Annotated in this window: 14 protein-coding genes; 13 read left to right on the top strand and 1 reads right to left on the bottom strand. The window is 34.9% G+C overall.

Going from position 1 to position 20,669, the window contains the following annotated elements; all coding sequences use genetic code 11:
- Nucleotides 1-62 precede the first annotated feature (62 nt).
- From FJV36_RS16145 to FJV36_RS16085, 13 genes are all read left to right on the top strand, one after another.
- Entirely contained in the window at nt 63-2,666 is a 2,604-nt protein-coding gene (locus FJV36_RS16145; RefSeq protein WP_158728221.1) for a hypothetical protein, read from the top strand.
- Between the two features lie 265 nt (nt 2,667-2,931).
- The gene (locus tag FJV36_RS16140; RefSeq protein WP_158728220.1) at nt 2,932-3,201 is read left to right on the top strand and encodes a hypothetical protein; all 270 of its coding nucleotides are present in this window, start codon (nt 2,932-2,934) and stop codon (nt 3,199-3,201) included.
- 65 nt (nt 3,202-3,266) lie between these two features.
- On the top strand, nt 3,267-3,536 hold the full coding sequence (locus FJV36_RS16135; protein WP_158728219.1) for a hypothetical protein: 270 nt from the start codon (nt 3,267-3,269) through the stop codon (nt 3,534-3,536).
- A 5-nt stretch (nt 3,537-3,541) separates the two neighbouring features.
- Nucleotides 3,542-3,883 (top strand): hypothetical protein, encoded by a 342-nt coding sequence (locus tag FJV36_RS16130; protein WP_158728218.1) that lies wholly within the window; start codon nt 3,542-3,544, stop codon nt 3,881-3,883.
- 144 nt (nt 3,884-4,027) lie between these two features.
- Nucleotides 4,028-4,825: a DUF5977 domain-containing protein gene (locus tag FJV36_RS16125; RefSeq protein WP_158728217.1), complete on the top strand. Its 798-nt coding sequence runs from the start codon at nt 4,028-4,030 to the stop codon at nt 4,823-4,825.
- A gap of 12 nt (nt 4,826-4,837) precedes the next feature.
- On the top strand, nt 4,838-5,698 hold the full coding sequence (locus FJV36_RS16120) for a DUF5977 domain-containing protein (protein ID WP_158728216.1): 861 nt from the start codon (nt 4,838-4,840) through the stop codon (nt 5,696-5,698).
- A gap of 179 nt (nt 5,699-5,877) precedes the next feature.
- Nucleotides 5,878-9,666, top strand: coding sequence for a tail fiber domain-containing protein (locus FJV36_RS16115; RefSeq protein ID WP_158728215.1), 3,789 nt, complete (start codon nt 5,878-5,880; stop codon nt 9,664-9,666).
- Nucleotides 9,663-10,883 (top strand): hypothetical protein, encoded by a 1,221-nt coding sequence (locus tag FJV36_RS16110; RefSeq protein WP_158728214.1) that lies wholly within the window; start codon nt 9,663-9,665, stop codon nt 10,881-10,883. Before FJV36_RS16115 ends, FJV36_RS16110 begins: the two co-directional genes overlap by 4 nt.
- A 380-nt stretch (nt 10,884-11,263) precedes the next feature.
- Nucleotides 11,264-14,389, top strand: a complete 3,126-nt coding sequence (locus tag FJV36_RS16105; protein ID WP_158728213.1) for a DUF5050 domain-containing protein — start codon at nt 11,264-11,266, stop codon at nt 14,387-14,389.
- Nucleotides 14,390-14,481: 92 nt separating this feature from the next.
- Nucleotides 14,482-14,754, top strand: coding sequence for a hypothetical protein (locus tag FJV36_RS16100; RefSeq protein WP_158728212.1), 273 nt, complete (start codon nt 14,482-14,484; stop codon nt 14,752-14,754).
- Nucleotides 14,751-16,745, top strand: coding sequence for a hypothetical protein (locus FJV36_RS16095; RefSeq protein WP_158981255.1), 1,995 nt, complete (start codon nt 14,751-14,753; stop codon nt 16,743-16,745). Before FJV36_RS16100 ends, FJV36_RS16095 begins: the two co-directional genes overlap by 4 nt.
- A 205-nt stretch (nt 16,746-16,950) precedes the next feature.
- A complete protein-coding gene (locus FJV36_RS16090) occupies nt 16,951-17,322 on the top strand; it encodes a hypothetical protein (RefSeq protein WP_158728384.1) in 372 nt (123 codons plus the stop codon).
- On the top strand, nt 17,264-17,662 hold the full coding sequence (locus FJV36_RS16085; protein ID WP_158728383.1) for a hypothetical protein: 399 nt from the start codon (nt 17,264-17,266) through the stop codon (nt 17,660-17,662). The genes FJV36_RS16090 and FJV36_RS16085 overlap by 59 nt, the downstream gene beginning before the upstream one ends.
- Nucleotides 17,663-18,133: 471 nt before the next feature.
- Here the strand turns inward: FJV36_RS16085 and FJV36_RS16080 are convergent, their stop codons facing one another.
- Nucleotides 18,134-20,668, bottom strand: coding sequence for a multicopper oxidase domain-containing protein (locus tag FJV36_RS16080; protein ID WP_233264543.1), 2,535 nt, complete (start codon nt 20,666-20,668; stop codon nt 18,134-18,136).
- Nucleotide 20,669: the final 1 nt, after the last annotated feature.

Raw genomic sequence — 20,669 nt, 5'->3', positions numbered from 1 at the left:
TGGGATTTAAAATCAAGCTAGTCAAAATAATAGTTACAAAAAGAAAATAAATTTCAAACAACATGGCAACAAACAGATTTAACATTGGCACTAAATTTCAAAATGCAGATATCCCATCTGAGAGTGATTTCAAAGAAATTTTTGACAGTTTTGTTCATAAAGACGAAGACAAAGCCGACTTTCAAATGGTTGAAACAGGTACCGATACGGAACATTATGTAACTCCCGCACTTTTGCGTACCGGCTTACAAAATATTGGGATTATTACAGGTAACTCTTTTATGCCGCACAAAGAAAACTTTGAGGATTCATTTAGCGGTACAATCCTTCCTTTAACCTATTTTCCTATTCCAAAAAGTGTTAAAGTATTTAAAAACGGGCAATTATTACAAGAAGGTCCAGATTACACTGTCAATTACGACACAGCACAAATTAAATTTTTAGAAACCGTAAGCGACAGAAATTTAGAAGTAGATTACTGGTATAAAAATTTGAGTCCAAATCCTGGAAGCGGATCAGGAACAGCTATCGATTTCACCAGTTTTTTACATACTTCAGGAAATGAAACTAAAAACGGATTATTAACTTTTAATAACACAACCGCTACCTCAACTAGTGGTATTATATTAAAAAACAGTGGTGCAGCAGCAACTTCACTTGATGTTACAAATAGTGGTGCAGGAAGTGGAATTTCATTACAAAATTCTTCAACGGGTAGTGGAGTGAAAGTATCAAATGCTGGAGCTGGAGTTGCAGTACAGATAAACTCAGAAACTGCGTCAACAGGTGATATTTTACAGGTGTCAAAAAATAATGTTGTAAAAGCAAAAATCGACAATGAAGGTAAAGTAACAGCTGAAATATTTGTTACTTCTGGTGGTACAAGTTCAAAGTTTGTTAAAGGAGATGGTAGCCTTGATACTACAGTTTATGCAGAAGATACAAAAGTAATTCATACTACCGGAAACGAATCAAAAGACGGGGCTTTAAACTTAACGCACAATTCCTCTGTACAAGATGTTTTAACAATCACTAAAAACAATAGTGCGAACTGCTTAAAACTAGTTCAAAACTCTAGCTCTAACGCTACTACTTCTACTTTTGACACCACTACTGCTGATAATAATAGAAAAGCAATCAGTATTCAAAAAATACAAGTAGAAAAAGCTTTTATCACACACGACGGAAACGTTTCTGGAACTTCATTTACCACCTTAAATGAAAAGGCTGATATTACGGATGGTTTTTTAACGTTAGCTAGTTCAACTTCTCCATCTGCAACCGCAGGTCACGCCAAATTATACGCCAAAACTGACGGTACAACCGATATGTATGTAATGGGAAGTGATGGGGTTGAGAAGAAAATTGGTGGTGTTGTAGATTTATCAGGCAAAGAAAATACTATTGCACTAGGAACAACTGCACAATATTACAGAGGTGATAAATCTTGGCAGACGCTTGACAAATCTGCAGTTGGGCTCACTAATGTTGACAATACTAGTGATTTGAATAAGCCAATTTCAACGGCTACGCAGGCTGCTTTGAATGGGAAAGCGATAGATGCTAATGTGGTGCATACTACAGGAAATGAATCTTTTACAGGTTATAAATCGGCTACTAATTTCCCGAGTTTATCCGGAATATTGTTAACAAATGCTTCTGGAGCAAGTACATCAGTTTTAGGTGTTACAAATAATTCATCTACTGAAGCAGTTAGTATTGACAGTAATTCTAACGGAGCTGCTTTACTTGTGAGGACTAATAGCTCATTAGGAGGTACTGCATTAAAAATAGAAGCCTCATTTCCATCAACAGGGAAAGCTTTATTATTCGCCAAAACAGGTGTAGATACAACTTGGATTTCTAACAATGGAGATTTTACAGCGCCTAAACTTATCAAATCAGGAGGTACATCTTCTCAATTTTTAAAAGCTGATGGAAGTGTTGATGGTAATGTTTATTTGAAAAGTACTGATTTGAGTAACTATATTCAATTGAATGATAATTCAAGAATAGGCGGATTTAAATCGTTTGATAACAGTATTAGATTTAATAACAATACTTCAAATGCAGGAATTTCCACATCGTCCTTTATTGCGATGCAAAACAATCATATTACTCTTGGGTCAATGGGAAGTGGTCAAAGTACTGCTAATGTTGTAAGTTTCGATACTACTACGGCAAACTCTACCGTGTTAAAAATACCAGCAACATCAGGAACAATTGCATTAACCAATAATCCCACAAGCATAACTTCAACAGCATTTATTAAATCTGGTGGTACAAGTTCTCAATATTTAATGGCAGATGGATCTGTAACTAATTCTAGTCCTCAAGCGTTGCCTTATAAATCTTATGTAGCAATGATATCACAATCTGGAACTTCAGCCCCTGTTTTAACTCAAATATTTAATAACCTAGGACAAACAGTAACATCATCATATCAAACAGTAGGGTATTATAGACTTGATGTAACTGGAGGCGCTTTTATAACTGATAAAACAGCTATATTTTATTCAGATAGTCATTATCAGTCATATACTTCTTACGCAGTAATTGGAACGCAAAATTATGTATCGGTATTGTCAACGACTCAGAATGTTTCCGGCACGCTTATCAATAGTGCCATAAGTGGAAGTTTTATCGAAATCAGAGTATATATTTAATTCAAAAAAAACTAAATCAATGAAGTGTTTTATCAAAACTAATTGAAAAAAACAATAAAGCTTCTTACATGGAATAATTCGGAATTTATAAATAAATGGATTAAGCTAGATTGATTAAGCATCTTTAAAATACTATTAAGTACTGGTTTAACCAGCCCTAGAATAAATAAAATTATCTGTTTTAGGGCTTATAAAAAAAGTGCATTAAAAAGGCCTTAATGGTAATCTAAAACAAAAAAAATAAATTCAAAAACACATAAAAAAAATGGAAACACAAGAAATTAAAAAAGAAGAAGTAAAAGCAATCAATCCAGATCAATTAAAAAAGTTACAAGACTTTAATGGATTCATGGATAAAGCCAGGCTATCATTAGGAGAATTGTCAATTCAATACGAATTTCAAAAAGCTGATATTTTAAGTCAAATTGCTGTTCAGCAGCAAAACATCGGGGATTTAGAAAAAGCAATCAAAGAGGAATACGGAGACATTCGCGTAAATATTGAAACTGGTGAAATTGTAAAACAAGAAGAATAAAATTCTTGAAAACAATTTTAGATCAGTCAATAATTTATTACAATAAAAAAATTAAAAAAATTAAAATGGAAAACGTAGCATTAAAAAAAGAAGAAATAAAAGCAATCAACCCAGAACAATTAAAGAAGTTGCAAGACTTCAATGCATTCATGGATAAAGCCAGATTATCATTGGGAGAATTGTCTATTCAATACGAATTTCAAAAAGCTGATATTTTAAGTCAAATTGCGGTTCAGCAGCAAAACATCAGTGATTTAGAAAAAGCAATCAAAGAGGAATACGGAGATATTCGTATAAACATTGAAACCGGTGAAATTGTAAAACAAGAAGAATAAAATTCTTGAAAACAATTTTAGAACAGTTATTAGGGACCACATATTTAGCAGCCTATTTGGCGTGGTTCCTTTTAGCTTTTGGCGGGGCTTTTACCGCTATAATAATTCGCGCAAAATTGAAGTACAAAAACAGCTATGATACTCCTCATCGTTGGTCCTGGTCTTTTTTGCTGCAGCACAATCTACTTAATTTAACTATTGGCTTTTTAATTGCTGTAGCTTTTTTTAGATTCTCAAATCTAGTCTTAAAAATAGAAACAAGTATTTGGCTCGCCTATTCTATTGGTTTTATAAGCAATGAAATTGCATTTTCTCTTATGAAATTTGGTTTAACACCAAAAAAATAAATTTAAATCAGTACTTCAAAAAAAGCCGAAATTTAAAATCGGATACAATTGCTAAACAATCTTTTACTGCTAAAAACTTATTGTTGTGATTGAAGTAAATCACTCAATAAGTTAGAACAATTCATAATTAATTATAAACAGAGTATGGAATATTACAATATAGCCAAGAGACTTACTGCGTCAAAAAATGATTGCGCTGCCGGTGTTATTGGTACGTCCGTTACACTTGCTGCTCCTGCAAATCAGTTTGTATCAACAATAAGTGTTGAAGATGCAAATGCAAAAGCCGATGCTTGGCTCGCTGCAAACGTACAGGCATATGCAAATAACACAGGATCATGCAGAATTACTGCATGGAGAGGAATAAATCCTTCTTGCGTGCTGGAACCCGCAACAACATTATCTCCATTTGATTACTTGGTTGTAAGGTATAAATGGGCATTAGGAGCCGGACAAGATTTTGACACCTATACCGGAATCGTAAATTCAGGAACACCTCTAGACAATAAATGGATGGGCTGGGGTCACGGATTTAATAACGAAATTCCATTAAATGCTTTAGCAGTTGATTCATACATCATGTGGGGAGGCGATAATACTCAAGCAAATGGAGTTGAAAGTTGTCTGGTAAATTTTAGCAAAATAACTACAGACTTTCCTACACTCAATACAATTCAGTTACGAATGGCTGGTTCTTGGTACAGTGCTGTTAATACAGGAAATATAGATATTGAAGTAATCACATATCTAGGTGGAGAAATGGTTAAATCAGGATATGATATTATAAATAATGGAGGTACTCAGGTGCATAAACAAACGTATTCTAAAAGAGTACTCATACAAGGTACTAACTTATCAAAGAATATAGAATCTGTAGCTAATCTTGGTTATATAACATATTTTAAAAATTCTTCTACAGGACAAATTGTAATTAATTATTAAAAAATAATAGAAATGGGAAATACAGGATATAAATCATTCGCTAATCTAGAGTTGTATTATTTAGATGACGGCAGTTCTGCGGGATTACCAACAAAACCAAATGTTGTTACAGATCCTGATTATATTGCACCAGTTTTAGACACAGTTACTTGTGCTCCAACTACAAGATATTATAGTGTAGAAAAAAAATTAAGTGCAAAAAAAAATAACTGCGGAAGTGGTTATAGCGGAAGTACCGTTGTACTTACCTCGTATCCAAATCAGTTTGTCTCTACAATTAGTTTAGCAGATGCTAATGCGCAGGCAGATGCATGGCTAGCTGCAAATGTACAAACGTATGCAAATAATGGAGGAACATGTGAACCTATCTACACTGGAGGGGGTGGAGGAGGAGGCGGTTGCTTTGTTGAAGGCACACTAATTACATTGCCGGATGGTTCAAGAAAGGTAATCGAAGATTTACACCTGGATCAGCTGCTGCTTTCTGCTGAAATTGAAACGCTTATTGACACCAATGATGCTAGTGAATTGTATAAATGGTCTTGTGAACATTTATTAGAAACCAGAATTATATCACCAATTACCAAATTAACACAGAAAGTTGCATATAAAACGATGATAATTAATGATGGTTTGTTTGAAGCTACTCCAACTCACCTGCAATTAATTCAGCGTGATGGTCTTTGGAGATTTATTGCTCTAGGAGATATTCTGGTTGGAGATAATTTGTACACTATTGAAAGTGAAATTATACCGGTTACATCAGTTACAATCAATTTAGAAGAGAGAAAAATTTATCCGTTGACATTAAATCCATTTCACACCTATTTTGCAAATGGAATTTTAACTCATAATTACAAACAAGCATATTGAAATCTTTAAGATTAAACCCAAATGCTACATTGGAATTTTTTAAAACCGAAGCCAAAAAAGCTATTCTATTAAAATTGAATTTCTTTTTCTTAACAGTTTTAATCTAATGCAGAATTTGGGTATTTAAAAATAGTTTCTAAACGAAACACATAATTATTTAATTAACGGAATATAAAAAAATGAGTATAGATCATAACAGAATAAAAGTAGCCGATTTAGAAAAAGGCGCTCAAAACCAAATCTTAGTTACTAAAACCAATGGAGAATTGGAGTTTAGCGATATTAACAACACTCTTGATTGTACCGTTCCGGGAAAGGTATTAGATGCTAGACAAGGTAAAGTTTTACAAGATAATAAAGTTGATAAAGTTACGGGTAAAAGTTTACTCTCGGATACTGAAATCACGCGTCTTGGAACACTCTCTAATTATACACATCCAGCAAATCACCCGCCAAGTATTATTGCTCAGGATGTTAATAACAGATTTGTAACAGATGCTGAAAAAGCAACTTGGAATGCTAAACAATCTTCATTGGGATTCACTGCAGAAAATGTAGCCAATAAAAACGTTGCCAACGGGTATGCCGGACTTGGCGCAGACGGGAAATTAATTTCGTCACAACTTCCATTGATTAGCATATCAAACACTTTAGTGACTGCTTCACAGGCAGAAATGTTAGCTGTTACCGCCGAAACTGGAGATATAGCCGTTAGAACCGATTTAAATAAATCATTTATATTAAAGGGTTCAAACGCTACGTTATTAGCAGATTGGCAAGAATTGCTTTCATCGACTAATGCGGTAACAACAGTTTTTGGGCGTAATGGTTTAGTTACAGCTCAAATAGGAGATTATACAGCAGACCAGATTACTGAAACTGCTACAAAGAAATTTCAATCTGCAAATCAACAGGCGTTTAATGATGCAACTTCCAGTATTCAAACCCAATTGAATTCTAAACAACCATCAGGCACATATGCCACAGGAACAGGAAGTGTAACTGGTGTAAATACCGGTGATAATGCGGTCAATTCATTATATAGCGGTTTAGTGTCTAATGCAACCCACACTGGTGATGCAACAGGTTCAACGGCATTAACAGTAAAAGGAATTAATGGTACATTACTTTCAGGCTTAGCAACTGGTATTTTAAAAAACACCACTACTACTGGAGTTCCTGTTATTGCTGTAGCTAGCGATTTTCCTATATTGAATCAGAATACTACAGGAACTGCAGGAACAATCACCGGGAGTATTGCCCAAAGTCAAGTAACAAATTTAGTAACTGATTTAGGTTTAAAAGTTGATAAAGTCACAGGGAAAAGTTTACTCTCGGATACTGAAATCACACGTCTTGGAATACTTTCTAATTATACACATCCAGCAAATCACCCGCCAAGTATTATTGCTCAGGATGTCAATAACAGATTTGTAACAGATGCTGAAAAAGCAACTTGGAATGCTAAACAATCTTCATTAGGATTCACTGCAGAAAATGTAGCAAATAAAAACGTTGCCAACGGGTATGCAGGACTTGGCGCAGATGGGAAATTGATTTCGTCACAACTTCCATTGATTACCATATCAAACACTTTAGTGACCGCTTCACAGGCAGAGATGTTGGCTGTTATCGCCGAAACGGGAGATATAGCCGTTAGAACCGATTTAAATAAATCATTTATATTAAAGGGTTCAAATCCTACGTTATTAGCAGATTGGCAAGAATTACTTTCGCCAAATAGTGCGGTAACAACAGTTTTTGGGCGTAATGGTTCAGTTACAGCTCAAACTGGTGATTATAGCGCTGATCAAATCAATGAAACTGCAACAAGAAAATTTCAATCTGCAAATCAACAGGCATTTAATGATGCAACTTCCAGTATTCAAACACAATTGAATGGAAAGCAAGCCGCTGGAAACTACGAACCTGCTTTTTCAAAAAATACAGCTTTTAATAAAAACTTTGGCACAAGTTCGGGAACAATAACTGAGGGTAACGATTTAAGAGTTATCAACGGACAAACTGCTTTTGGATGGGGAAATCATGCAGGATTATATAAACCAACCAATACATCGGATGTTCCATATAAAAGTATTATCAATTTGAATACTTTATTTACAGGGTATAGACAAAGTTCTGTCAATACATGTCAAGTAAACAGTCAAAGTACATTTTCTCCTGATTCAACCTCAAGCTGGGGAATCTTAACAAGCTCTAAAACAGATGACGCTACAGATTACGGAATTCAGACGTATGTGTCAATGGGTGATATACCAAATTCCTATGTTCGAAAATGTGCAAACGGAACTTGGGGTTCTTGGGGAAAACTTTTAACAAATGGTAATTACAATTCTTATGCCCCTACTTTAACTGGTGTGGGTGCTACTGGAACTTGGGGAATAAATATAACAGGAAATTCAAACACATCATCCTATTCTAGTCTTTTATCAAGAAGTAATGATACAGGGAATATAATAACATCCTTTAGAAATACAACAGCTGGTAATAAAAGTTGGCATGATGGAAATAATGAGACTGATGCACCAGTTGCTGGACAATGGTTCAATATAGAATCTATGAGACATTCCAATCCATCTAATGTTTATGGAACACAACAGGCTTATTTATGGGGAGGAGGAAACCCTGACATGTATATCCGACAGGTAAATAATGACGTATTTAGTCCCTGGGCAAGAGTGTTAAATTCTAGTAATTATAATTCCTATTCTCCTACTTTAATAGGTGCTGGCGCTAGTGGTACATGGGGAATAAATATCAGTGGTAATGCTGGTTCAGCAACATATTTGCCTACTGCATATTTAGGAGGACAACAACTTAACCCTCAAACTTACTTTGGACAAGGCATAGGATTAAAAGTGGCAATGACTGGTTTCCCAAGTGTCTGGGCTGATACTCTATGGATAAATGGTTATGCTGGAGGCGATGTATTACAAATGTGTGCTCTACATACTTTAAGGAATGGTCAGCCAAGAATGTTTATTACAGCCCAAGCTTCTAATGCTACAGCTTATGGTTCAAATTATGAGTTCTTAACTACATACAACTATAGTAGCCATGTTCTACCACTAACTGGTGGTACCTTAACTGGTTCTATAAATGCTACTTCGGGAATAGCTGTAGGTGGAGCGAATTCAAGAACAGGAAGCTTAAACGTACAAAACGCTATTGCAATAGGTGATAGCGATACTGGATTTAAACAGAATGGAGATGGAGTATTAGAGACTTATGCGAATAACGTGTTAGTTAGAACTGATACTAGTGGTTCATCTGTATTCAATGTTCCTATTACAGCGGCATCGTTTATAGGCAACGCTTCAACTTGTAATATAACAAAAGGGTATGATAGTAATCCAGACAATTCACATCCTGGAAATGGAGTTAGACCTTTTTATTCATGGAATACTGGACAAGCTAACAATGCAACAAGTGGTTATTCAAATGGGATAACTGTAGGTTCTCATCCTGGAGATCCTAATTATGGTTTTCAGATTGTTCAAAATATGTGGGATGACCAATTATATTTTAGGAGATATAATTACGGTTGGCAAGGTTGGAAAACAGTACTAGATAATTCAAATTATGTTTCATACTCAGCATTCTCAGGTGCAATTACTGGAGCCTCATTAACAGTAACGGGAGATGTTACTGCTTTCTCTGACGCAAGGGTTAAGGAAAATATAAGACCTATTACGAATGTAATTGAGAGAATACAAGCATCCAGAGGGGTAATATATGATAGAATAGATACAAAACAAAAAGACAACATTGGATTTATAGCTCAGGAACTTGAAGCCACTTTCCCAGAATTAGTACTAATTCAAGAAGATGGAACTAAAGCTGTTAAATATCAAAATGCAGTTGCAGTATTGTTTGAAGCTATTAAAGAGCAACAAAGCCAAATTGTAGAATTGAAAAATTTGATAACTCAACTAGTAAAATCATGACCTTAGTATCATCAGGCCCTATTTCAATGGGTGACATAAATATTGAACTTGGCAGAGCTAGAACATCACAAATATCATTAGAAACTGCAGAAAATGGAGGCTATGCTGCTATTAATCAAAATAGCATTGCTAAGCCCTCTAGTACAAATCCTGCAACAATCAATGAGTGGCGCGGTTATAATCACGCAGCAGTCGTACCATCAATAACTATTACCACTTATAGTGCCGGAAATCTTTATTTTACAATAGGTGGTACAGCCTATGTCCCTACAACGTTTCATGTACAAACTAGTACTACATCTAGTTTAGGACCTTGGACAAGCAATACCGCAGGGGTAACTTCGCCTAGAAGCGTATCAATTCCCACAGTAACTACATGGTATAGAATACAGGATGCTGTCACAACATCTATAATATCAAATGTGTATCAATATGTAATTGCTGGTGATACTACTCCACCTAATGCGCCTGTGATATCCAGTAGACTGGTTAACTCAGTCCCTAGAATAAATCTATCTTGGACTGTGCCATTTGATAATTTGGGTGTTACTGGATATGAATTATGGAAAGATGAAGGTTTTGGCTGGTTTCTGCTAGCAACGACAACAGCGACTGTATATGCAGATTTTAATTTATCGTATGACACAACCTATTCATATAAAGTAAAAGCAAATGATGCAGCATTTAATTGGTCCGCTTTTAGTGGTGTAACATCAAAAACACCAATCGAACCATTAATTGTATGTTTTGTTGAAGGTACTTTAATTACATTATTTGATGGTACACAAAAGCCAATCGAAGCCTTGGAGATGAATCAGTTGTTACTTTCTACTGAAATTGAAACACTTCAAGATACTAATGATGTGTCAGAACTATACAAATGGAATTCGAATTTCCTTAAAGAAAATAGAATAGCATCTCCTGTAACCATGATTGATTTAAAAATTGCCTATAAAACGATTATTATAAATGGAGGGTTGTTGGAAGCTACACCGAGCCATTCTCAATTGATTCAGCGGGATGGTATTTGGAAATTCATTCCATTAGGTGATGTAGTTGTTGGGGATAATTTGTATGGGATAAACCAAGAAATTATAGTGATAACTTCTGTATTTGTTAGTTTAGAAAAAAGAAATATCTATCCTATGTCATTGAGTCCTTCTCACACCTTTTTCGCTAATGGGATATTGACACATAACATTAAACCGATACAATAAATGGACTATAAAAATAAATATTATTGGTCAATCCAATGTCATGATATGTATAATTCAATGGATCTTAATTGTGAGGAGTGAAAACTTTTTTAGATTTAATTAAGACATGTCTCTTTAAATCTAAAGCAAAAAAACTTCTTGAAAACAATTTTAGAACAGTTCTTAGGAACCACATATTTGTCCATTTATTTGGAGTGGTTCCTTTTTTATTGAAGGTTTACAAACGAAGTAATTATTTCATTAATTTTTTGAATGCTTTTTACTTTCAACTTTTCTCTAATGCAGGATTTAGGTTTGTAGATTAGTCCAAGTCACAATAAAAAAAAGACAATATTTAACTCACAAAATGACAATATCAAACCATAAAACAATCAAAAAAAATGAGTACTGATCACAACAGAATAAAAGTAGCTGATTTAGAAAAAAATCAGCCAAACAAAATATTGACCACTAACACTTCTGGAGAATTAGAGTTTAGCGATATTAATAATACTCTTGATTGTACCGTTCCTGGAAAGGTATTAGATGCTAGACAAGGTAAAGTTTTACAAGATAATAAAGTTGATAAAGTCACAGGGAAAAGTTTACTCTCGGATACTGAAATCACGCGTCTTGGAACACTTTCTAATTATACCCATCCAGTGAATCATGCGCCAAGTATAATTATTCAGGATATCAATAACCGATTTGTAACAGATGCCGAAAAAGCAACTTGGAATGCTAAACAAGCAAATATTACAGCTGGAACAAGCACGCAATATTACAGAGGAGATAAAACTTGGCAGACACTTAACAAAACAGCTGTTGGACTTGCAAATACTGATAACACAGCCGATGCCGCTAAAAATGTTTTCTCTGCAACAAAATTAACAACTCCAAGAACTATCAATGGAACTGCCTTTGATGGAACTGCTAATATTACAATTGCGGATTCAACTAAAGAACCAAGTATTGCTTCCGGAACTACTGCCCAATACTTGCGTGGAGACAAAACTTGGCAGGCACTTAACAAAACAGCTGTTGGACTTGCAAATGCTGATAACACAGCCGATGCCGCTAAAAACGTATTGTCTGCAACAAAGTTAACAACTCCAAGATCTATCAACGGAACTGCATTTGACGGAACTGCAAACATTACAATTAATGCTGTCGATTCAACACCAAGAATCCCTGTTTCTGAAAAAGGTGTAGCAAACGGCGTGGCTACTTTGGATTCCAGCGGTATTATTCTAACAACTCAATTACCAAGTTATGTCGATGATGTATTAGAATTTACAAACCTGGCAGGTTTTCCAGCTACTGGAGAAACTGGAAAAATATATGTTGCAAACGATACCAACAAAACGTATCGTTGGAGCGGTACAGCATATATCTTTATTACAAGTGGCGCAGTGGACAGTGTTGCCGGAAAAACCGGTGTTGTAACATTAACTAAATCAGATGTTGGACTTGCAAATACTGATAACACAGCCGATGCGGCTAAAAATGTTTTGTCTGCAACAAAATTAACAACTCCAAGAAGTATCAACGGAACTGCATTTGACGGAACTGCTAATATTACAATTGCGGATTCAACTAAAGAACCAAGTATTGCTACCGGAACTACTGCCCAATACTTGCGTGGAGACAAAACTTGGCAGGCACTTGACAAAACAGCTGTAGGACTTGCTAATGTTGATAATACAAGTGATTTGAATAAGCCTGTTTCTACGGCTACGCAGGCTGCTTTCAATTTAAAGGCTAATTTAGTCTCGCCAAACTTAACAGGAGTACCAACGGCACCTACTGCAACAGTTGGTACAAATACGACACAAATTGCAACGACTGCTTTCGTATTGGCGAATACATCAATGCCTGATGCTTCTTCAACAATAAAAGGAAAGGTTAAACTAGCTGGAGATTTAGGAGGTACCGCAGACCTACCAACAGTACCTGGTTTAGCGACTAAAGCTAACTTAGTAAGTCCAGTATTAACAGGAACACCAACAGCACCTACAGCTACTGCTGGAACAAATACAACTCAGATTGCAACGACGGCATTTGTATTGGCAAACGCCACAACTATTCCAACTGGAACAATTTCTCAATATTATAGAGGAGACAAGTCATGGCAAACCCTTGATAAGACGGCAATAGGATTAAATTTGGTTGACAATACAAGCGATGCAAACAAGCCGATTTCAACTGCAACACAAACGGCAATAAATGGTAAGTTGAACAAAACTGGACCCGACACGTTTTCAGGACAATTAACTGTTAATAGTTTAGTTGCAAATGATAGTGGATTAAAACTTGACAAACTTTTTAATAGTTCTGGTTTGCAGTCTTCGTCTTTAGGATATTACGCAAAGGAAAGTTCATCTATATACTCTATGGTAACTGATAGCCAAGGAAATGTATATGTAGGTTTGAGAAATGGTGACATTAAGAAAGTAACAGCGCAGAATGTAAGTTCAGTATTTGGTACAAATGCTAGTTTTGGTCAATCAGCGGCCAGAATGATTATTGATGCAAATGGCAACATATATGTCTCAAACTCATTAGGAAGAACAATAACGAAAACAACGCCAGATGGTGTAACATCTTTAATAGCAACATTACCTATACAAATTATTGCTTCCTATATGGGTATTGCTGCAAATGGAGACATTTATTATACAAGTGGAAATCATCAAGCAAACGAAAACCAAGAATATTCTGTTGGAAGTCCTAATTTATTTAAATTAACTCAGGCAGGTGTAATAAGTGTAGTTGCAACTTTTCCATCTGTTCCAACAGTTCCAATAGTGACAAGTACATGTGTATTTTTAAATAAGAATAATTATAATAGCCCTGATATTTACAAAGTAGAGTTTGATGGAAGCTATTCTACTTTTGTTCCCGGTGTTAATATTGTAGGCGCAGTGTTTGGTATGATTGATCCTGCTGGAAATTATTTGTACTATTCAAATATGTTAAATAATTATATCTATAAAATAAATATACAAACAGCTCAGGTTTCTATTATAAATATTGGTCATAAATCATTTGCTCCCGGTTGCGTTGATGAAAATGGGATAGCCTATTTTTCACAGTATAATAGCACAGGTGCCACAACAGTAGATCAAAACGGAATAGTATCATCTATATATGGTGGTGGTAACGCAAATCCATTTATTGTTTCTGGTAAAAATAAAAACATTTTTTTGGTTACTGATATAGGTGTGAATAAGGTTGTTACACCTACAGCACCTGAAAAAAAAGTACTCAAAGTTGATTATGTTGGTAAAGTAGTCAAAACAGCCTACCTCGAAGACATCCCCTATGTAAAAGCCGATGCAAACGGTAATCCGATTACTAATAATGTATCTATCAATGCTAAATCATACAATCTATCTGCATTAAATATTCCTCCATCATCCAGAACAGACACGGGGACACCAGGAGAAATTAGGATAACATCATCTGCTATTTATGTTTGCATTGCAACTAATACTTGGTTAAGATCAGTACTGTCAACTTGGTAACCAGAATAAAAATCATTATTAACCATTAGAGCGAATAAATCTATTGGAGTTGAACAGATCAAATATATTTTAAACACTTAAAAAAAATAAAAATGGAAAACTCAATAATCAATAAAGAAGAAGCAAAAACAATCAGTGCAGATCAATTAAAGAAGTTACAAGACTTTAATATATTCATGGATAAAGCCAAGCTATCATTAGGAGAATTATCAATTCAATATGAATTTCAGAAAGCTGATATTTTGCGTCAGATTGCGATGCAGCAACAAAATTTCAGTGATCTTGAAAAAGCAATCAAAGACGAACACGGAGATATTCGCGTAAACCTTGAAACAGGCAAAATTATAAAACAATCAAAAAAATGAGTATAAATCATAACAGAATAAAAGTAGCCGATTTAGAAAAAAATCAGCCAAACAAAATATTGACCACTAACACTTCTGGAGAATTAGAGTTTAGTGAAATTAACGATATCAAAATAGATAGTTACAACGCCCTTGATTACACCATTGCAGGAAAGGCTTTGGATGCCAGGCAGGGTAAAATCCTTAAGGATTTAGTTGATAACATCAACATTTTACTTACCTCTGACAATGTGAATTTAGACACCGTTCAGGAACTTGTTAATGCCATTAAAACCGTGCAAACTTCACTAAGTACTATCTTGGTGAATGACCTGAGCACGGGCGGAACTACGAAAGCGCTTACTGCTGAAATGGGGAAAAGCTTAAAGGCTTTAATTGACGCTTTGACTAATTCAAAATTAGATATTGCCAATATCTCGCAAGATATTGAAACGGAAAAAGTATCTACAACCAAAGTTGCAAGTGTAAAGCAGTTGTATGATTGGTCAGCTAGTTTATTCCAAACTTGGGTGTTGGGAATCAATAGAATTTTAGGAGTCACTTATACAGTTGGACTTAACGACTATAAAACAAAAAATATTTTTAGTAACAGTAGCCCTATTGCGCTTTCTGTTCCCAGTAACACATCAGTTACTATTCCAATTGGTACCAAATTTTCATACACAGTGCAAGGTTCAGGAACTGTCACCATTATCGGAGCTGGAATTACTTTCATTCAAAAAAACTTAGTTTACACGACAGGCGATACTTTCTTTTTAGAAAAAACAGACACAAATACATGGGTAGTAGAGGGTAATGTTCCTGCTCCTACTGTAGTTATAGGTAATGTATACATACATGCATCAGCTGGTTTTGGAAATGATTCAACTGCGCAATTGGGAAATCCAGCCAGACCGTTTTTAACATTGAGCGCAGCAATGAGCGCAGCAGAAAGTAATAATCTATATAGAACTTTTATTTTTATGACTGCATCAAGTGGCCCTTATTATATGAATGGTTCTTTTGGTGCTGGGCAATACACATTTTACTCGGATTTTCCTGTAATTATATCACTGCAAAACAATGCCTTATCTGGATTAATCATGACCAATTCAACTGATTTAATCATTGATATTCCTACCGGAACTGTTGATTTTAGAAGTACAATTGTTAAAAATCAAACTCAATTATGGGGAGTAAAAGTTTCTATAAAATGTAGAACTTATATTATGAATGATGGTTTTATTGTAAGGGGTAATCCATTGAATTTAATTTGTGAGGAATTGATTCACCACGGAGGTTTTTTAAATCCAAGTAATGGTTCAATAGGTGGTATTATCAAGGCAAATACTATTACAAGTACTACGGCAGGAATATCTGATTTAACTCAAAGTGGAGATAATTTTATATTGGATTTCAATCAATGCACCACAACTAATGGCCTTGTGCTGGCGCAATATTGTAGAAGTGCAACAATAAATCATGGCAATTATACTTGTGGCAGTTCAGCAACCTTTACCTACGTTGTCCAGTGGCATCCTAATGCAGTAATTACCATTAACTATAAAGGTGATTGTCTTGTCTCGGGAAATGTAAGACTTTCTCAACAAATAGCCAATCAAATATTAAAATTTACAGGTTGTGTTACGTACACAGGTACAGTCCCTTTATTTTATCGAGTAGTAGGGTTGGCAAAGTTTTTTAATTGTCAAATAAAATGTGCAGTACTCACAACTCAATTTTTTGTTAATAACTATGTCGCATTTGAGTTTACTAACTGCTACATTGAGTGTGGTTATGATTTTTTAGATTTTTCTAATGTGGGTCCGATGACTTTTACTTCTCCAATTGCTAGGTTTAAAGGTAACAATGTAGTTTACATGACCAGCATTCCTCAGAATTATATTAAAGCCTCTTCAACCACAAACAACATGATAATTGAAGTTATTGGCAATTTAAGAACTAATGGAATTCTACAACCAGGAGTAACACAAAGCAACTTAATAACTTAATTATAAAAATAATAGCAGCAATCTATAATTCGCCAATAGTAACCCAAGGAGCTTTTCAAGATGTTTTTATTGAGGATGTGCGAATTACACATAAAAGAATTGAAAAATACTTGCGATCACTTTTCAAATGTACTCCATCAAAAATGGACATAGGATTATTTTGTTGGAGACTACCTTAGTTTTTGTAGGTTTGGAAAATGATCAAGTGAGCACAAATCAAACCACATTTGTAAGCATTCCAAATATAAAATATGATTCTGAAAACCCTGATTCTACAGAAGGAATAACAGTTCCCTTGTTTGGTGCTGATGGCAATTTCACCTTTGATGTAGCAACAATTCCTTTTGAGATTGTTGATTTTGGATATCCAACATATGAAAAAGGAATGATCTACTTTGACGGCGGTACTTTAGAAAGTCCTGAAATACTAATATCTGAACCATTGGCGATTGGTTTCTTGATGAATAAACTAATTATGAACGTGAGCCTGTTGGGGTTCAATTTAATTTTGAAGCATAATGGGTTTCATATTATCAAATATAGCACTGATTTTATTTGTTTTAGTTTATATCCTTGACGAAATCACGATTATGTTGGTTGATGTTCGCCATCGAAAATGGTTTAAAACCACGGCCAAACGGAAGCTTAACATAGCTTTTAAAGTAGATGTTTTTGCAAACTTTTTATTCCCAGTTTTCTGGAATGTTACCTTTATTAAAGGTGGGTATGAATTCGGTAGGTTTGGCGAAACTTTGTCCAGTTGCTTTGGTAAAAAAAGGCTTGAAAAGTCATTGAGTTGGTTTGGGTTATTTGTTTCCTGGACAATAGACTGCATTGATTTAGCAACATGGAGCAAAGGCGGTCATTGTATAGCGGCAGTTATGAATGAGGATAGTATAAACAACTTCTTAAATTGATTCCCAGGAGGGGGAACTAAAAAAAGTAAAGCAACAATTAAAAACTTTAACAGAGTAATTCTGTAAAGGTAGTTTAAACGTGGGTTAATTGGTGTTTAAATTGTAACTACAAAGCAAGTACATCAAAGTACTGGCTTTGTTTGTTTTACTTATAAAAAATAATACATTTTATTTTAGGTTTATTTTCATTTGAATTCTTCGATAATAGTGGTTGTTATAAAACTAAGATTTTTTAACTGAATAAATCTAAAAGTTATAAAAACTACTGCTTGTTTTAACAAGATGAAAAAGTAGTTGTTACAGATGAGCTCGAGTGGGAATTTTTCACTAATAGGTAAAAAAAGTAATTTCGTTATCGGTAAAGTAAATAGTGAATTGAAATAATAAAAATCGCCTATGGCAATACATGTCCTAAAGGCGATTTTTGTTTAAGCGAATGATGTAATGCTAGTAAAACTATATGTGCTAAACTTAATAATTTAAATTTACACCCAAACCTAATCCCATATCACTGTCGAAATGCGTTTTAATACTAAAATTCCTTTTTATGATGTAGCGCAATCCTGCCATGTATTCTTTATCGGTGTTCCACATTAAATCCATGCGAACTCTTTTGGAAACAGGAATATCCATTCGTTCTAACTGAAATCTAAAATTACCATCTGTAAAAACCTCGGCTTGGGCTTTTATAAGCATGGGTAGCGTATATTCTATACCTGCACTGAAAACTGAACGGTTGTCCTTTGTATTGGATTGGTTGAATACGTTTTTTTCCATTTCGCCTTCTTCCATTTTACGGTAACGCCAATCAAAGCCTATGAACGGCATTAGCCATTGCATTTTGCCAATATATCTACCAATATGAGTTTCTGTTTCATAACCATGATGCTCTTTGTAGCCCAATCGCCATTCTGTGCCAATACTCCAACGTGTGTTGCTGAACATTGCCATACCATCATTACCGTTAGTAGCAAAATCATTTTCTGCCATCAGGTGAAATTTACGGTCTTCGCCAAACAATTTGCGCTGTGCTAGTTTTGGATTTGGAATTAATGGGTTTGGTGCTTGATTTTGATAGGTAAAAACGCGTCCCATTCCTGCCATCATGTGGTACAAAATATGGCAATGAAAAAACCAATCGCCTTCAGCATTGGCATTAAATTCAATCACATCTGTTTCCATTGGCATGATGTCTATGACGTTTTTTAATGGTGCATAATCTCCTTGACCGTTCAACACTCTAAAATCGTGACCGTGTAAGTGCATTGGATGACGCATCATGGAACCGTTGTATAACGTAATTCTAACATTTTCACCTTTCTTGATTAAAATTTTATCAGTTTCAGAAACCACTTTATTGTCTAAGCTCCAAACGTAACGGTTCATGTTTCCCGATAATTCAAATCGCAATTCTTTTACAGGTGCATCTTGAGGCAGTGTGGTTTTAGTTGGTGATTTTAACATTGCATAATTTAAAGTCGTAATGTCTGAAAGTTCGTTACTGTTGTATTGGTCTGAAGACATTTTCATAGAATGCTTAGAATGATCTATTTTCTTTTGTCTATGTTCTTTTTTTTCAACTTCTCCAGTGATTTCAGGATACATGACTACATTCATGTCCATTTGATTGTAAGACATTTGCATTCCCATATCATCTAAATCTCCGTTCATTTTCATCATTCCGTTCATCATTTTCATTCCATCAAAATATTTTAATTTTGGTAACGGTGAAATTAATTGTTTGATACCATCACCAATATATAGTGATGCCGATTTAGTCCTGTCTTCTGGAGTCACTAGAAATTCGAACGCTGTATTATCAGCAGGAATGGTCACTACGACATCATAGGTTTCTGAAACTGCAATTAGTAATCGATCGACTTCAACAGGTTCAACATCATTACCATCATTGGCAACAACCGTAATTTTACCCCCCGCATACGTTAGCCAAAAATAAGTTGATGCACCACCGTTTGAAATGCGTAATCGTACTTTGTCGCCACCTTGGAATTGGGATAATTGACTATTACTTTTACCATTAATTAAAAAGGCATCATAGTAAACATCACTCACATCCATTGCATTCATGCGTTTCCATTCGTTTGCTACTTTAGTTTTGAAATCACCTTGCTTGATTGCCTCGGCATAACTTTGAGTAGTTCCTTTTTGGATAGCAAACCAATCGGTAGCATTGTGTAACATTCGATGCACATTATTTGGATTCATATCGGTCCATTCACTTAAAATTACAGGAACTGTTGGCAAATCGTCAATGCCTTTTCTGAAGGTTTCGTCTTCAACTCTTTTGTTTAAAATCATTGAACCGTACATCCCGATTTGCTCCTGTAAACCCGAATGACTGTGGTACCAATGTGTTCCGTGTTGTGTGATTGGAAAACTATATTTATGCGTTGTACCTGGTTCAATTGGCATTTGTGTTAGGTAAGGTACACCATCTTCTTTATTGGGTAAAAATAGGCCATGCCAATGCAGTGAAGTACTTTCTTTTAATTCGTTATGAACGTATATTTCGGCAGTATCTCCTTCCGTGAAGGTTAGCGTGGGCATTGGAATTTGACCGTTTACAGCAATTGCTCTAGTAGGTTTATTGCCAATAGTTACTAATGTATCTCGAACATACAAATCATATCGAACTGTTTTAGCTATTGTCTTAACTATAGGTTTGCTTTCAGAAATAGGAATATTTTTTGGAACTTCAACGATTTTTGGAGTTTCTTTTATGGGTTCTGAAACTTCCTTTACTTCTTTTTTTGTTGCAGAAATCACCTTTTTTGTAGCGACTGTTTTTTGTACTACTGCTTTTTTTATCGGTTTAACTTTTTCTTTAACTAACGCCATCCCACATTTTAGACATTCACCTGGTTTTGGTGAATGAATTTCAGGATGCATGACGCAGGTGTAAGACGTTTTTTGTGAATTAACCTGAGCAACAGTTACTTGATTCATCAAAAAAAGAAAAATTATAATTGATAATTTGAATTTCATT

Origin of the sequence: Flavobacterium sp. I-STPP5a (genome assembly GCF_009764685.1) — a bacterium.
Classification (GTDB): Bacteria; Bacteroidota; Bacteroidia; order Flavobacteriales; family Flavobacteriaceae; genus Flavobacterium.
This window is presented reverse-complemented; position numbering and strand designations above follow the sequence as displayed.

Coding starts and splice junctions, on each gene's coding strand:
- FJV36_RS16145 (WP_158728221.1), top strand. CDS start 63: ATGGCAACAAACAGATTTAACATTGGCACTAAATTTCAAAATGCAGAT.
- FJV36_RS16140 (WP_158728220.1), top strand. CDS start 2,932: ATGGAAACACAAGAAATTAAAAAAGAAGAAGTAAAAGCAATCAATCCA.
- FJV36_RS16135 (WP_158728219.1), top strand. CDS start 3,267: ATGGAAAACGTAGCATTAAAAAAAGAAGAAATAAAAGCAATCAACCCA.
- FJV36_RS16125 (WP_158728217.1), top strand. CDS start 4,028: ATGGAATATTACAATATAGCCAAGAGACTTACTGCGTCAAAAAATGAT.
- FJV36_RS16120 (WP_158728216.1), top strand. CDS start 4,838: ATGGGAAATACAGGATATAAATCATTCGCTAATCTAGAGTTGTATTAT.
- FJV36_RS16115 (WP_158728215.1), top strand. CDS start 5,878: ATGAGTATAGATCATAACAGAATAAAAGTAGCCGATTTAGAAAAAGGC.
- FJV36_RS16110 (WP_158728214.1), top strand. CDS start 9,663: ATGACCTTAGTATCATCAGGCCCTATTTCAATGGGTGACATAAATATT.
- FJV36_RS16105 (WP_158728213.1), top strand. CDS start 11,264: ATGAGTACTGATCACAACAGAATAAAAGTAGCTGATTTAGAAAAAAAT.
- FJV36_RS16100 (WP_158728212.1), top strand. CDS start 14,482: ATGGAAAACTCAATAATCAATAAAGAAGAAGCAAAAACAATCAGTGCA.
- FJV36_RS16095 (WP_158981255.1), top strand. CDS start 14,751: ATGAGTATAAATCATAACAGAATAAAAGTAGCCGATTTAGAAAAAAAT.
- FJV36_RS16085 (WP_158728383.1), top strand. CDS start 17,264: ATGGGTTTCATATTATCAAATATAGCACTGATTTTATTTGTTTTAGTT.
- FJV36_RS16080 (WP_233264543.1), bottom strand. CDS start 20,668: ATGAAATTCAAATTATCAATTATAATTTTTCTTTTTTTGATGAATCAA.